We start from the raw sequence: 13,312 nt of genomic DNA, 5'->3' as shown, positions 1-13,312 counted from the left end.
ATGGACAAGCCCGCAATCGCGTCTGACTGGCTGCTCGAAGTCAACAATCTGTGCTGCGGTTATGGCGGCGAAGCTGTGGTGAAGAACGTCAGTTTTGCCCTGCGCCAGGGCGACATTGGCTGCCTGCTGGGCCCTAGCGGCTGTGGCAAAAGCACTATTTTGCGGGCCCTGGCCGGCTTTTTACCCCTTAGCGATGGCAAAATCAGCCTTCAGGGCCAGGCCATCAGCCTGCCCGGCCGCGCTCTGCCGCCGGAAAAACGCCGTATTGGCATGGTATTTCAGGATTACGCGCTTTTCCCGCACTTGAGCATTGCCGACAACGTGGGTTTTGGTTTGAACCGCCTGAGCAAAGCCGAGCGCCAACGCAAGGTCACGGAATTACTGGAGCTGGTGCAACTGCAGGACCTTGCCAACTGCTACCCTCACGAATTGTCGGGCGGGCAGCAGCAGCGGGTTGCTCTGGCTCGCGCGCTGGCACCAGAGCCCACGCTGATTTTACTGGACGAGCCGTTTTCCAATCTGGACGCGGACTTGCGCCGGCGGCTAAGTCTGGATGTACGAGACATTCTGAAAACTCTGGGGATCAGCGCCATTCTGGTGACCCACGACCAGCAAGAAGCCTTTGCCATGTGCGACCAAGTGGCGGTACTGCAAAAAGGCCGTATTCAGCAATGGGACGTGCCGTTCAACCTGTATCACGAGCCAACAAACCGCTTTGTTGCCAGCTTTGTGGGCCAGGGCAGCTTTGTATTAGGCAGCACTCTGGGGCCAGACGCCATACAGTCGGAACTCGGCGTTATTCACGGTAACCGGGCTTACAAATGGGACGCGGGCACACCGGTCGATGTACTGATTCGGCCCGATGACATCATTTATGATGAACATTCGCCTTTGCGGCCCAGGGTGATTGAAAAAACCTTTGCCGGTACATCCACGCTCTACCGTTTTCGCTGTTCCGAATCCACCGAGTTTGAGGCGCTGTTCCGTAGCCACCTGGATTTCAATGTGGGTGATCTTGTTCCTGTGCGAGTTGATGCAGACCACCTGATTGCGTTTGAACACGAGGCCATACGAGGCTAAAGCAAGCGCCGCCGAGGGTGGCACTTGCGCCTACAAATGCCTGGCCACCGTGCCAGTACATAATGCGCCGCACAATCGACAGCCCTAATCCGTACCCGCCCGAGGTGCGGGTGCGGCTGTCATCCAGCCGTGAAAATGCAATAAACACCCGGTCCCAGTCTGAACGCGGTATGCCCTGGCCGTCGTCTTCCACATCAATGCGGCAATTGTCGGTGTCTAGCCGGCAGCGCACACGCACCTGGTGGCTGGCGTAGCGTGCGGCGTTACCCACCAGATTCTGAATAGCACGGTGTAAATAGCGCGGTTCTACGTCGGCCGTGAACAGTGCCTCACTGGCGCCATCTACATCCAGCTCCATCACCACGGTTGGGTGCAAGAGCTGCTGTTGGGCAATGACCTGGCGCAGCAGATCTGGCATAGATGTCTGCTGCAGAAGGAACTTGGCCTCGCTCTGCTCTAGCCGAGCGTAAGTCAGTATTTCGTCTATCAAGTCGTCCAGTTCCTGAATGTCGCCGTCTATGCCCTGCAACTGCTCCTCGCTGCGCTGAGACTTGTCGCTGTCGGCCAACATCTGCACGCCAAAGCGAATGCGCGCCACCGGGGTGCGTAGCTCGTGGGACACCGCATGGATCATGTCGTGCTGCACCTGCACCAGGCGCTGAATATGTTCGGCCATGCTATTGAACGCCGCCCCCAAGCGCTGTTGCAGCAGGCTGGAGCCGGGTTCTACCCGCGCCGCCAAATCACCACGGGCAATGCGCAGGGCTGCGGATTCAACCTTCAGCAAACGCCCATCCCAAGCGCGTGCCACAAATCCGAGCAACAGTGCCAGCGCCGCTGCCATCAGCAGACACAGTAGCAAAATAATCGCCAGGTTCCAGGATGTGAACGGCGGTGGTGGCACCAGCACCACCATTTCGCCGTCAGCCAGCTGCAACGCCACCCGGGGCGCCTCTTCGGATTTCGCGGTGTACAGCACCAGGCCGTCACGGACTAATTGTCGCAACACATCGGTGGGTGGCAAGCGCTCACTGGTATCAATGGAATAAGCGCCAATGCCCAATGACGCGCTTAAATAACGCAGGGTTTCGGGACGACGTTCAACCGGCGAGCTGTCCAGGTGCCAGCGAAAAACCAGCGCGCTGGCGCGCACAATGTCGCGATAAGGCGTGGCCAGATTCAGGGCGAGTACTTGGCCGTCTTCACGGGCAATTAACAGGCGCTGGCCCAGACTGGATGGCAATACCACCACCTGGCCGTAACTCAGGCGTTCGCGAACAACCGCGGTATCGGCCAACTGCGTGGCCGGGCCTACCTCAAGGTTATAGGTCGGCACCAGCCAAGCGTAATGGCCGACAGGGTCTGCAGACGACGCCAGCCATTGCATCAGCGCTGTGCCATGGTGTTCCAGCCACATTTGCTGGCGAATACCGTTCAGGCCCTGAAACAGCAATACACAGAGCACCACCATCAACAGCACGAAACCGGCTAGGCGGGCATACAGTTTTAGAAGGTAGATCAGGGGCATGGTGCGCACTCTGGCTCAAACAAAAACTCGGGTTTAAGCAGCTATTCAGGCTTTCGCAACTATTCAAGCTTTCGCAACTACTCAGCCATTAGCAACTGCTCAGGCTTCTTTTACGAACAGATAGCCTTTGCTACGCACGGTTTTTATGCGCCGTGGGTGAATGGGGTCGTCACCAATTTTTGGCCTTATACGGGACACCCGCACGTCAATCGAGCGGTCTTGACCGTCGTATTCAATACCACGCAAAGCGGTAAAAATTTCTTCACGGCTGAGCACCCTGCCCGCGTTGCTGGCCAGCAACCACAGCAAGTCAAACTCGGCGCTGGTTAAATCCACGGTGGCGCCAGAAAGCCAGGTTTCGCGCATAGAGCGGTCTATCACCAACTCGTTGAACTGCACCCGCACCGGGCCTTCACTCACCGAGTCGCTGCCGACCAGAGGCTGGCTTTTTTCGGTGACGCGGCGCATCAACGCACGAATACGCGCCAATAACACCAGCGGTTGAACCGGTTTACCAATGTAGTCATCGGCGCCCATTTCCAGGCCCAATATCTGGTCCATGTCGTCGGTTCTGGCGGTTAGCATCAATATCGGGCCGCTGTATTGCGGCCGCACCCGGCGGCAGATAGACAAGCCGTCTTCGCCGGGCAGCATCAGATCAAGCACCACAAAGTCTGGCTGTTCGTTTCGAATACGTTCCACAGCCGCCCCACCGTGGGACTCAACAGACACCGTAAGCCCGTTATTCTGCAGGTAATCGCGGGTCAGACTGGCCAGCCGTTCGTCGTCTTCTACAATCAGGATTCGCCAGTTGTCAGTCGTTAGTTCCATAACAGTCTTTCCTAACTTCAGGCTATGACAGGGGCCGGCCCTGGGCAATTTCCTCTGCACTGGCGCTGCGGCGGCCAACAATTTCCAAATCAAAATACAAGGTTAGACCAGCCAGCGGGTGATTGGCATCAATTCGCACCAGATTGCCGTCAAAACCCATCACCTGGACAACCTGTGCCTCGGTGCCCGTGTTGGTTTGGAACTTCATGCCCGCTTGCAAGTTCTCTACGCCTTCGAACGTCGAGCGCGGCACTTTTCGCACCAGGTCGGCCCGGTGCTCACCGTAGGCCATCGCCGGCGGCACAGTAACTTCCAGACAGTCGCCCACGCGGCGGTCTTTCACGGCGCGCTGAATGCCCTCAATAATAGCCGGGCTGCCGTAGACAAAATGCAGCGGCTCACTGCCTTCAGAAGTATCTACCAGCTCACCAACGGCATTTTTAAGTACATAGTGAACAGTGAACACATCAATTGTAGGAGAAGAATCTTGCATAGGTTGCGTCGTTGCTCTTAATGGGGTGTATTAGTCAATTGCAGGCCGTAAATCAGTAGCCGCTGGTCCAGCTTCTGGCGCACCCCTTTAGGCGAGGCCAGTTGCATGCGTTCTAGCAGCGATTGGAAGCGGCCTTGTTCGTCGCGGGTACGGGCGGCCTGCACCAGAGTCATCAGTTTACCACGACCTGTGGCCGTTTCAGCCTGTAAGCGTTTCAGTGCTTTAGCAATCACCAACTCTTCAGCGGTAAAGTCGCAGCCAAAGGGAAACGGTGGAAAATGGTTGTTGCCCGGCACCGCTGCCAAGGCCTGGTGGATATATTCCGGTGTATTGTCGGCCCAGGCTTTTGGCGGTTTGAAACTCTTCGCAACCTTGCCGGCCTTTTTCGCCTGTTGCAACAGGCCGGCCTGGAAGCGGGCGTCGGCAATCGCGATCAGCCGCAGATAAACCTGTTCGTCAGACTGGCCCCGCAAATCGGCAATGCCGTATTCGGTGATCACAATGTCCCGCAGGTGGCGGGGAATGGTGCAGTGGCCGTAGCTAAACACAATATTCGACACTGCTCTGCCCGCCGCCTTGCGAGTGCTGCGTAAGCACAAAATGGAACGCGCGCCCGCTAATTCCATACCCATGGCCACAAAGTTGTACTGGCCACCTACGCCACTCACCACGCGGCCGTCTTCAAGGCCGTCAGACACTGCCGCGCCCGCCAGGGTGTACATCATGGTGGTGTTTATAAAACGGCCGTGCTGGCGCTGGGCGGTTTTCAGCGCCTGATTGCCAAAGCGGTGGTCGTACAGATCATTGATATAGTTCACGCTCGTCATGCAGATGCGCCGGCGCTGCTGTGGCGACAGGTCACGCAGTGCCTGGTAGAAAGATTCGGGACCGATGTAGAAGCCTCCGTGCATCACCACGCCGTTGCTCAGCGTGTCGCCCAAGCCGCCGTCTTTCAGTAGCCGGCAGGTGTCGGGGTGGTTAATGTCGGCGGGCACGGTGCGCTGCTGCAGGCTCAGTTGGCCATCTTGCAAACGCAGCTCGGAATGCACAATCCCGAATCGCTGCAGGAACTCCAGATCCTGCGGCCGCAGCGGCGAAGCAATAATGTGTTCGCGCAGCAGCACGTCCAGGGTGTTCAGGCTTATCTGCGCGCTGATGTCACCGCGATTCAGCAGCTCCTGCAACCCCTGGTGGGCAAACACTTCACGCTTTAACACTCCGGCTTCCAACAGGTGCATAAAACCGTCAATGATCATTTCGCTGCAACCGTAAAGGCCCTGATCAAACGTGCCGGTGCCACCAATACCATCGACAGCCGGATAACGGGCGGCGATGTCCAGATGCTGATATAAGCGTTTCCAGGCGTCGTTATGGCGGTGGCGCAAAATGGTGCTGTTGATCAGTCCAGCCCCGAGGGAACCGATACCCACCTGCAAGGTGCCACCGTCTTTTACCAAGGTGCTGGCATAGAAACCAATCAGGTGATCCGGCGGGCTGATGGCCATTTGTGGCGCCGGAAACATCGGGTAATCACTTTGCGGTTGCGCCAAAACCAAGTCTATATCGGCTTCGGGCATCTGGGCATCACGGCCCAGCCAGGGCAAATGCCGGTTCAGCTCACCCACCAAAACGGTGGGCACGTCCTCTTCGCGCTGGCGCGCGCGCAGAAGTGGGATAATGTCCAGAGTCAGGTCCGGATTACAGCTTAGGCTCACCTGCCCTGGCTCACCGTTTTGATCACCTGGCGCCACCATTTGCGCCACCACGTTGATACCCATGGCCATCAAATCGCGCACTGCATGGGTGTAGTTCAGGCTGATATAGTGGCGCTGTTGGGACGAGTTGTGCATAAAACTGCCGGCCTTGAAAAAGAACTCCGACACTTTCACATTCGGCGGCAGTTTGTTGGCCCGCAAATCCAAAGCGTATTCTAAATCCGGGATCGCGCCGTACAAGCGCTCTGAGAAAGGTTCGAGGAAGCGCTTTTCCAGGGCTGAGCGGCCACTGGGTTTCACCAGCGACAGGGCCGTGAGAATGTGCAATTCGATTTGGGGGTCGCGCTTGGCGCGCTGATACAGGGCATTCACAAAGCGCAGGGGCTTACCCAAACCCAGAGGCAGGCCAAGAATAATCTTGTTGCCAACACGGCGGATTACTTCTTCAACACAGGCATCTGCGTCATCCATTCGCACCGTGCAATTTTCGGCCATTTTCCGGTTCCCGTTAACCCATAATGAATTCTGTTAACGGAATCATCACACGGGCAGCACGGCCAAACAATGCATCAGATCAGTAATCGGGGGTTCCGCCAGGCTAATTCAGCGGTTTCAAAAGGTCCACTTCAGCCTCTGCGCTGTGTCTCAACGCACATTGTCCCACTGTTTACTGCCTGATCAGTCAAACAAACGCAGTTGTGTGACCGGTGCCTCATCATTCCGAAACCTTACACCCATTCCCAGCAGCCGCACCGGCCGCTGAGTATCTGTCATCAGTTCATTCAATAGTTGCTGATAGTCTGCAATAACGGGCAGCGCCGCGGATTCGCGCACCCGCTCCAGAGTGTGGGTGGAGAAGTCGCTGTAACGGATTTTCACAAACAGTTTGTGCAAGGGCTTGTGCTCGGCCTTGCGGACAAGGCGCGCGTGCAAATCGTCCAGCAGATTCACCAGCACCGCATCACAGGCGTTTTTGTCTGGCAAATCCTGAGCAAAGGTGCGTTCAACGCTCAGGGACTTGGCGATGCGCGACACCACCAAAGGGCGTTCGTCGCGGCCGTGGGCCATTTCGTGCAAGCGGTAACCCTGCTTGCCAAAACGCTCTATCAGAATTTCCGCGCCCAGCTGCTGCAGATCGCCGCAGGTTTGGGCGCCCATGGCGTGGAGCTTGCCCGCGGTTACCTGACCTACACCAAACAACTTTTGCACCGGTAGTTTCGCCACAAACCCGGCAATGTCCTGGGGCCGAATCACGAACAGGCCGTCGGGTTTTTCCCAATCGCTGGCAATTTTGGCCAAGAATTTATTCGGCGCCACCCCGGCGGAAATAACAATACCGGTTTGCTGCTTGACCCGCTCGCGCAGGTGACGGGCAATCAGCGTGGCGCTGCCCTGATGTTCAGTCACGTCAGACACATCCAAAAATGCTTCGTCCAGCGACAGGGGCTCTACCAGATCGGTTACCTCGCGCAATATGGCCATCACCTGCTGCGACACCGCCCGGTAGCGCGGCATATCCACCGGCACGGTCACTAAGTCCGGGCACAGGCGCCGAGCCTCGCCGCCGGGCATGGCCGAACGCACGCCGTAGGCGCGAGCCTGGTAATTGCAGGTGGTCACCACGCCGCGCCCACCCTGCCCGCCCACCGCCAGCGGAACATTTTGCAAGGAAGGGTCATCACGCATTTCCACGGCGGCGTAAAAGCAGTCGCAATCTACGTGAATTATCTTGCGTTGAGACTTGACATCCTCCCCGCCCTGACGGACGGGGATTCCTACTGCGCTCAGGCGTGGCATTGAGCCATCCTTGAGTCGCTTCGGTGGGTTCCTGTTGCTGACGGCATTACCGCACCGTTCACTTCACAGGCTAACCGGGCATGACCTGCCCTTAAAATATTGATGGCGGCGTTGAGGTCTGCATTTTCAGCATACCCACATTCGACACATTCGAATTGCGATTGAGTCTTGCGATTCTCTGCACAAATATGACCGCAGGCCGGACACGCCCGGCTGGTGTTACGAGGGTTGACGGCAAACACTTCACCGCCCAGCCATGCCTGCTTGTATTCCAACTGGCGGCGGAACTCGCCCCAGCCCTGATCGAGAATCGACTTATTAAGGCCGGATTTGGCGTTTACGCGTCGTCCTGGTGCCTCAAGTGTGCCGCTTGCTGACTTGCTCATATTCGTGACGTTCAGATCTTCGATGACGACCATCGCGTGATTTTTGCTGATGATGTTAGATGTCTTGTGGAGAAAGTCATTGCGGGTATGAGCAACCCGTTGATGCAACTGGGTGATACGGGCCTTCGCCTTTTTCCAATTGCGGCTGAATTTGACCTTGCGGCTCATGCGTCGCTGATACTTTGCCATCTTCGCAGCGCGGGTACGCAGCGCATTGACCGGCTCGAACATCGTGCCGTCAGAGAGCGTCGCGAATAGAGTGATACCCGCATCGAGGCCGACTATCGACGTTGATGGATGTATTGGCTGCCCCACTTCGCGCTCGGTCTGAATGCTGGCGTACCACTTGCCAGCCACACAGGAAACGGTGATGTTCTTTGCCAGTCCGAGGATGCCACGGCTCTTGCGGTAGCGAATCCAGCCTAGCTTTGGGAGTCGAATACGTCGATTGGCTTCGTCAATCTCGAAACCTTGCGGAAAGCGAAAGCTGTCTGACGACCTACCTTTTTTCTTGAATTGTGGAAAATCGGCACGCTTCTCAAAGAAGTTCTTGTACGCAGCGGCCAGGTCTTTTGTGACTTGTTGCAGTGTTTGTGAGGGAGAGTCGCACAAGTACGAGAATTCCTGCTTCCACGCTGGCAGCCAATTATTCATGCCAAAGCTGTTGGTGAATTTTTCACCGGCCGTATGTCGCTCTTGCTGACGATTCAAAGCCAAATTCCAAATCTTGCGAGCATTACCCGCGTACTGACGCATGGCGCGGATTTGCTCACCGTTTGGCTCAATCTGAAATTTGAATGCTTGAAGGCGTTTCATAGCTCAATTATGGTTGGTCCATGGAAAAAAACAATGATATTAGGCACGGGCGGCACTGCGTTTTTAGGGAAGAAAAAGTACGAGACACTTAAGAAAAAGTTATGGGGTAATGCCTTATGGTCGCCGTCTTACTTCGCTGGCAGTTGTGGTGGTGCACCCATTAGCATTATTCGCCAGTACATTGAGCAGCAGCAAACGCCGGAATAAGAATGTTGCTAACGAGAGGGACACCTGTGGTGTCCGCGCTCTTCATCCCCGGCCTGACGGCCGAGGTTTTCCGCGCATTCCGATAAAACCCCGCTTGGCCGCGCCCGCTGTATATGCATACAGCCTTGTATCTTACCTCCAGTTGCTCAAAATGTCAGGATTGTCCTCGGCAAGCCGCTTACTAAAGCTGCATTACATGAATTTTTATCCATTTTTCTGACATCGTAAAAGGCCACCTATACCATGACTGAACTCATTTCAGACGCCCAGCGCACCGAGCTTGAAGCAGCCGCTTTCCGCCGTCTTGTCAGCCACCTGCGTGAACATACCGAGGTGCAGAATATAGACCTGATGAACCTCGCCGATTTTTGCCGCAACTGTCTGTCAAAATGGTATCTTGCCGCAGCACAGGAGCAGGGTGTAAATATGACGGATCCGCAAGCGCGCGAAGCGATTTACGGCATGCCCTACGATGAATGGAAACAACGCTATCAGAGCGGCCCCAAGCAGGACCATCATTAATGACCGATACCCCAACCACTGGCGCAAAACAGGGCTTTCAGCTAAAAAGCGCCAGTGTGTCGATGACAGCTCTGGAACTTTATTATTTCGAGAGCGAAGATTTTGAAGCCACGCTGCGGGACAAAATCAGCCAGGCGCCCGGATTTTTTAAAGACGTCCCGCTGATCATAAGTCTTGAAAAATACGAAGGCCTGGACAGCGAGCTGGATTTTTTCAGCATCATTGGCACCTGCCGTCGCCACCATATTCACGTGGTGGGCGTGCGCGGTGGTAATGAAAACCATCGGCGTATGGCCCGCGGTGCATCGCTGGCGCTAGTGCCTGGTAACAGCCAGCGCGATAAAAAACACGGCAGTCAGCCGACGGCGGAAACGACTTCGCCCACCGCGCCAGTCGCAGAGTTAACAGCTGCACCTGCGCCAGCCCAGTCAACGCCCGCAAGAATCATCAGTCAACCAGTGCGTTCCGGCCAGCAAGTCTGCGCTGAAGACGGTGACCTTGTGATTCTGGCGCCGGTGCAACCCGGTGCCGAAGTGATGGCAGCCGGTAATATTCATGTATACGGCCCGCTGCGCGGTCGCGCACTGGCGGGCGTAAACGGCGATGAAAACGCACGCATCTTCTGCCAGTCATTGGAGGCAGAACTTGTGTCCATCGCCGGACACTATAAAATCTCTGAAGATCTGCAGGGGAGCGGCTGGAAAAGTGCCGTGCAACTTCAGCTCAGGGACGATCTGATGTTGGTAACGCCGCTGGAAAAGGCCTGACCCGACTCCGGTGTTCCAGCAGTAACCGGTTTACTCGGCTTCGACAACCACGACATTGCATGACAGGAACCGTACCTTGGCTAGAATTATTGTAATAACCTCAGGAAAAGGCGGCGTTGGCAAAACCACCACCAGCGCTTCGATCAGCACCGGCCTGGCCAAACGCGGCCACAAGACCGTGGTCATCGATTTTGACGTGGGTCTGCGTAATCTGGACCTGATCATGAACTGTGAACGCCGAGTAGTGTACGACTTCGTAAACGTGATTCAGGGCGAAGCCACGTTGAACCAGGCGCTTATCCGCGACAAGCGGGTAGACACCCTGTTTATTCTGCCGGCCTCGCAAACCCGGGAAAAAGAAGCGCTGACCAAAGAAGGCGTAGAGAAGGTCATCAACGAGCTGTCACAAACCTTCGATTACATCATCTGTGATTCGCCCGCAGGCATTGAACACGGCGCTCAAATGGCTCTGTATTTTGCAGACGAAGCGATTGTGGTGACCAACCCCGAGGTGTCATCCGTGCGCGACTCTGACCGCATTCTGGGCATTCTGCAGAGCAAGTCACGCCGTGCCGAAAAGGGCCAGGACCCAGTAAAAGAACACCTGCTGGTTACCCGCTACAATCCGGCTCGGGTAGAACGCGGGGAAATGCTGTCGGTGGCCGATGTGGAAGAAATTCTGGCGATACCTCTGCTGGGCATTATCCCCGAAAGCCAAGTGGTGCTGAACGCCTCTAACCAAGGCTTACCGGTTATTCTGGAGACCGAAACCGACGCTGGCCAAGCTTATGATGACGCCGTGGCTCGCCTGGTGGGGGAAGAACGGGAACACCGTTTCATGACAGCCCAGAAGAAGGGCTTCTTTTCACGGATGTTCAAGGGAGGCTAAAGCATGAGTTTTCTGGACTATTTCAGGGGCAAAAAAACCAATACTAATACCGCTAACGTGGCCAAAGAACGACTACAGATTATTGTGGCCCACGAGCGTGGCCACCGCAAACAGCCGGATTACCTGCCGGCGCTGCAGCAGGAACTGCTGGCGGTTATCCGCAAATATGTGGACATCAGCGACGACATGGTACAAGTAGAGATAGACCGCACCGACACTTGTTCGGTGCTTGAGCTGAACGTAACGCTGCCCGAGAAGTGACGCCGGCACGGGTTCGGGCTAAGCTTTTACCCTCTTTTAAAAATAGGCTGCCTGAACCATGCTGTTGCTTGCACGCGAGATAATGACCCCGAGTATCAAAGCGGTGCCCCAATCCTGGACTATGGACAGGCTGGCCCGCTTTCTGACCGACAACGAAATCGCTGGTAGCCCGGTGACCGACGATAGCGGCGACATTATCGGTATAGTCACCCTGAAGGATATTACCGAATTTCGCTGGAACGCCAGCCGCCCAGAGACCGAGGCACGGCTGACGGAGGACGAAGCCCGCGAGGCCCGCCGTTTGCGCATGGTTATTTACGAGGGTATGGGCAAACTGCCGGTGGAGGTCAGAGACATAATGACCCCTATTTTGCTGTCGGTTGACGAAGACACGCCGGTGCGCGAAATTGCCAAAACCATGATGGCCGAGCATCTGCACCGTATATTTGTCACCCTTGATGGAAAAATAACAGGAATTATAACTACTTATGATCTTCTGAAAATTATTGCCGATCGCGATATGACCCAGCGCTGCGCAATGCAAGAGTGATCCGGCCAGCCTGTATCCGTCACCCGATTCACCAGTATTAGAGGTACTGCCCCTTATGCCCGCAGCATCGCAAGAACGCCGCAAGATGTACGTGCTAGACACCAATGTTCTGATTCACGACCCCAGCGCCCTGCTGAATTTTGAAGAGCACCAGGTCATCATTCCGATGACCGTGCTGGAAGAGCTCGATAGCCTGAAATCCGGCAAGCAGACGGTAGCGGCCGATTGTCGCCAGGCCATTCGCACCATCGACCGGCTGTTAGGCGACGCCAGCCCGAAGCAGATTGAAAACGGTGTGCCTATTGCACGGGGCGAAAAAGCAGAGCCCATGGGAACGCTGTCGATTCTGATGAGTTCGGAATCAGTAAGCGGCCATGCCCTGCCCGAGCACCTGAACGATAACAAAATCATCAACAGCCTGGCCGCCCTGCAAGAACGCCACACCAACCGCGACATCATTCTGGTTAGCAACGACATCAACATGCGGCTGAAAGCCCGCGGCTTTGGCGTAGAAGCCCAGGCTTATCACAATGACCAGTTGGTAGACGACATAGGCCTGCTGCCCCGAGGCTATACCGAGTTCCCCGGTTCCTTTTGGGACACCATCAGCAAAGTAGAAACAAAGCAGCGGGATGGCGCCACCGAACACCAATTCAAGCGCGAAGGCGAATTGGCACGGCTGAACATCAACGAGTTTGTGCTGGACGAACAGGGCTTTGTGGGCAAAGTGTGCGAGCTGGGCGACGACTACCTGGTTATTCGCGACCTGCACCAGCATGACCTGATGAACGAAGAAGTCTGGGGGCTGATTCCCCGCGATATCTATCAGGCCATTGCACTGAACCTGCTGCTAGACCCAGACATTCACCTAGTGAACCTGACCGGCGCCGCCGGCTCTGGCAAAACCATTCTTGCGCTGGCGGCCTGCATCGAGCTGACCGTGGCCAGCAAACTCTACAAGCGCATTATTGCGACCCGCAGCACCCAGGGGTTAGACGAAGACATAGGTTTTCTGCCGGGCACCGAAGCGGACAAAATGGAGCCCTGGCTAGGCGCCATTGTGGACAACCTGGAGGCGCTGCACGAAGATGACGAAAACATGACCGCCAGCGTGGATTACATTCTCAGCAAAGTACCCCTGCACTTTAAATCCCTGAACTACATTCGGGGCCGCAGCTTCCAGCACAGCCTGATTATTATTGACGAATCCCAGAACCTGACCCCGCACCAGATTAAAACCATCATCACCCGCGCCGGTAACGGCTCCAAGGTGATCTGCCTGGGCAATCTGGCGCAGATTGACACCCCTTACCTGAGTGCTTTGAGCTCCGGCCTGACTTACATGACCGAACGTTTCAAAACCTTTCGCCACGGTGGCCACATTCACTTGCAAGGCGTGCCCCGTTCGGCACTGGCGGAATTCGCCGAAGCCAATCTATAAGCTTTTTTCCAAACGTTTCTCAACCTTGG

The 13,312-nt window shown here is 55.9% G+C and carries 14 protein-coding genes; 8 read left to right on the top strand and 6 right to left on the bottom strand.

All coding sequences use genetic code 11. The features are described 5' to 3' along the window. Positions 1–1,080, top strand: a complete 1,080-nt coding sequence (locus ATG98_RS12980) for an ABC transporter ATP-binding protein (RefSeq protein WP_098423390.1) — start codon at positions 1–3, stop codon at positions 1,078–1,080. Here the strand turns inward: ATG98_RS12980 and ATG98_RS12975 are convergent. The 6 genes from ATG98_RS12975 to ATG98_RS12950 all read right to left on the bottom strand — a co-directional run bounded on the left by ATG98_RS12975 (position 1,001) and on the right by ATG98_RS12950 (position 8,646). After that, positions 1,001–2,608: an ATP-binding protein gene (locus ATG98_RS12975; protein ID WP_098421454.1), complete on the bottom strand. Its 1,608-nt coding sequence runs from the start codon at positions 2,606–2,608 to the stop codon at positions 1,001–1,003. The two genes, ATG98_RS12980 and ATG98_RS12975, sit on opposite strands and share 80 nt — an antisense overlap. Positions 2,609–2,707: 99 nt before the next feature. Then, the gene (locus ATG98_RS12970) at positions 2,708–3,439 is read right to left on the bottom strand and encodes a response regulator (protein WP_098423388.1); all 732 of its coding nucleotides are present in this window, start codon (positions 3,437–3,439) and stop codon (positions 2,708–2,710) included. A 22-nt stretch (positions 3,440–3,461) separates the two neighbouring features. Beyond that, positions 3,462–3,932 (bottom strand): FKBP-type peptidyl-prolyl cis-trans isomerase, encoded by a 471-nt coding sequence (locus ATG98_RS12965; RefSeq protein WP_098421452.1) that lies wholly within the window; start codon positions 3,930–3,932, stop codon positions 3,462–3,464. A 17-nt stretch (positions 3,933–3,949) separates the two neighbouring features. Beyond that, positions 3,950–6,142, bottom strand: a complete 2,193-nt coding sequence (locus ATG98_RS12960) for an acetyl-CoA hydrolase/transferase C-terminal domain-containing protein (protein WP_098423386.1) — start codon at positions 6,140–6,142, stop codon at positions 3,950–3,952. Between the two features lie 183 nt (positions 6,143–6,325). After that, positions 6,326–7,444, bottom strand: coding sequence for a DNA polymerase IV (gene dinB / locus ATG98_RS12955; RefSeq protein ID WP_098421450.1), 1,119 nt, complete (start codon positions 7,442–7,444; stop codon positions 6,326–6,328). Beyond that, positions 7,432–8,646 (bottom strand): RNA-guided endonuclease InsQ/TnpB family protein, encoded by a 1,215-nt coding sequence (locus ATG98_RS12950; RefSeq protein ID WP_098423384.1) that lies wholly within the window; start codon positions 8,644–8,646, stop codon positions 7,432–7,434. The genes dinB and ATG98_RS12950 overlap by 13 nt, the downstream gene beginning before the upstream one ends. A 9-nt stretch (positions 8,647–8,655) precedes the next feature. On the opposite strand from ATG98_RS12950, the gene ATG98_RS22415 reads away from it, so the two are divergent. The 7 genes from ATG98_RS22415 to ATG98_RS12915 all read left to right on the top strand — a co-directional run bounded on the left by ATG98_RS22415 (position 8,656) and on the right by ATG98_RS12915 (position 13,283). After that, positions 8,656–8,853: a transposase gene (locus ATG98_RS22415; RefSeq protein WP_416376576.1), complete on the top strand. Its 198-nt coding sequence runs from the start codon at positions 8,656–8,658 to the stop codon at positions 8,851–8,853. A 243-nt stretch (positions 8,854–9,096) separates the two neighbouring features. After that, positions 9,097–9,375: a DUF1244 domain-containing protein gene (locus tag ATG98_RS12940; RefSeq protein WP_098421448.1), complete on the top strand. Its 279-nt coding sequence runs from the start codon at positions 9,097–9,099 to the stop codon at positions 9,373–9,375. Further along, entirely contained in the window at positions 9,375–10,142 is a 768-nt protein-coding gene (gene minC / locus ATG98_RS12935) for a septum site-determining protein MinC (RefSeq protein ID WP_098421447.1), read from the top strand. Before ATG98_RS12940 ends, minC begins: the two co-directional genes overlap by 1 nt. A gap of 76 nt (positions 10,143–10,218) precedes the next feature. Next, on the top strand, positions 10,219–11,031 hold the full coding sequence (gene minD / locus ATG98_RS12930; protein ID WP_098421446.1) for a septum site-determining protein MinD: 813 nt from the start codon (positions 10,219–10,221) through the stop codon (positions 11,029–11,031). Positions 11,032–11,034: 3 nt separating this feature from the next. After that, positions 11,035–11,292, top strand: a complete 258-nt coding sequence (gene minE, locus ATG98_RS12925; RefSeq protein ID WP_018403132.1) for a cell division topological specificity factor MinE — start codon at positions 11,035–11,037, stop codon at positions 11,290–11,292. A 58-nt stretch (positions 11,293–11,350) separates the two neighbouring features. Further along, a complete protein-coding gene (locus tag ATG98_RS12920; RefSeq protein ID WP_098421445.1) occupies positions 11,351–11,842 on the top strand; it encodes an HPP family protein in 492 nt (163 codons plus the stop codon). An 85-nt stretch (positions 11,843–11,927) separates the two neighbouring features. Continuing rightward, positions 11,928–13,283: a PhoH family protein gene (locus ATG98_RS12915; protein ID WP_098421444.1), complete on the top strand. Its 1,356-nt coding sequence runs from the start codon at positions 11,928–11,930 to the stop codon at positions 13,281–13,283. Positions 13,284–13,312: the final 29 nt, after the last annotated feature.

Source organism: Marinobacter sp. LV10R520-4 (assembly GCF_002563815.1).
GTDB lineage: Bacteria > Pseudomonadota > Gammaproteobacteria > Pseudomonadales > Oleiphilaceae > Marinobacter.
The sequence above is the reverse complement of the archived record's forward strand: the minus strand, read 5'-3'. Positions and strand labels throughout refer to the sequence as shown.

Coding starts and splice junctions, on each gene's coding strand:
- ATG98_RS12950 (WP_098423384.1), bottom strand. CDS start 8,646: ATGAAACGCCTTCAAGCATTCAAATTTCAGATTGAGCCAAACGGTGAG.
- ATG98_RS12975 (WP_098421454.1), bottom strand. CDS start 2,608: ATGCCCCTGATCTACCTTCTAAAACTGTATGCCCGCCTAGCCGGTTTC.
- dinB (WP_098421450.1), bottom strand. CDS start 7,444: ATGCCACGCCTGAGCGCAGTAGGAATCCCCGTCCGTCAGGGCGGGGAG.
- ATG98_RS12980 (WP_098423390.1), top strand. CDS start 1: ATGGACAAGCCCGCAATCGCGTCTGACTGGCTGCTCGAAGTCAACAAT.
- ATG98_RS12965 (WP_098421452.1), bottom strand. CDS start 3,932: ATGCAAGATTCTTCTCCTACAATTGATGTGTTCACTGTTCACTATGTA.
- minC (WP_098421447.1), top strand. CDS start 9,375: ATGACCGATACCCCAACCACTGGCGCAAAACAGGGCTTTCAGCTAAAA.
- minE (WP_018403132.1), top strand. CDS start 11,035: ATGAGTTTTCTGGACTATTTCAGGGGCAAAAAAACCAATACTAATACC.
- ATG98_RS12960 (WP_098423386.1), bottom strand. CDS start 6,142: ATGGCCGAAAATTGCACGGTGCGAATGGATGACGCAGATGCCTGTGTT.
- ATG98_RS12940 (WP_098421448.1), top strand. CDS start 9,097: ATGACTGAACTCATTTCAGACGCCCAGCGCACCGAGCTTGAAGCAGCC.
- ATG98_RS12970 (WP_098423388.1), bottom strand. CDS start 3,439: ATGGAACTAACGACTGACAACTGGCGAATCCTGATTGTAGAAGACGAC.
- ATG98_RS22415 (WP_416376576.1), top strand. CDS start 8,656: ATGGTTGGTCCATGGAAAAAAACAATGATATTAGGCACGGGCGGCACT.
- ATG98_RS12915 (WP_098421444.1), top strand. CDS start 11,928: ATGTACGTGCTAGACACCAATGTTCTGATTCACGACCCCAGCGCCCTG.
- ATG98_RS12920 (WP_098421445.1), top strand. CDS start 11,351: ATGCTGTTGCTTGCACGCGAGATAATGACCCCGAGTATCAAAGCGGTG.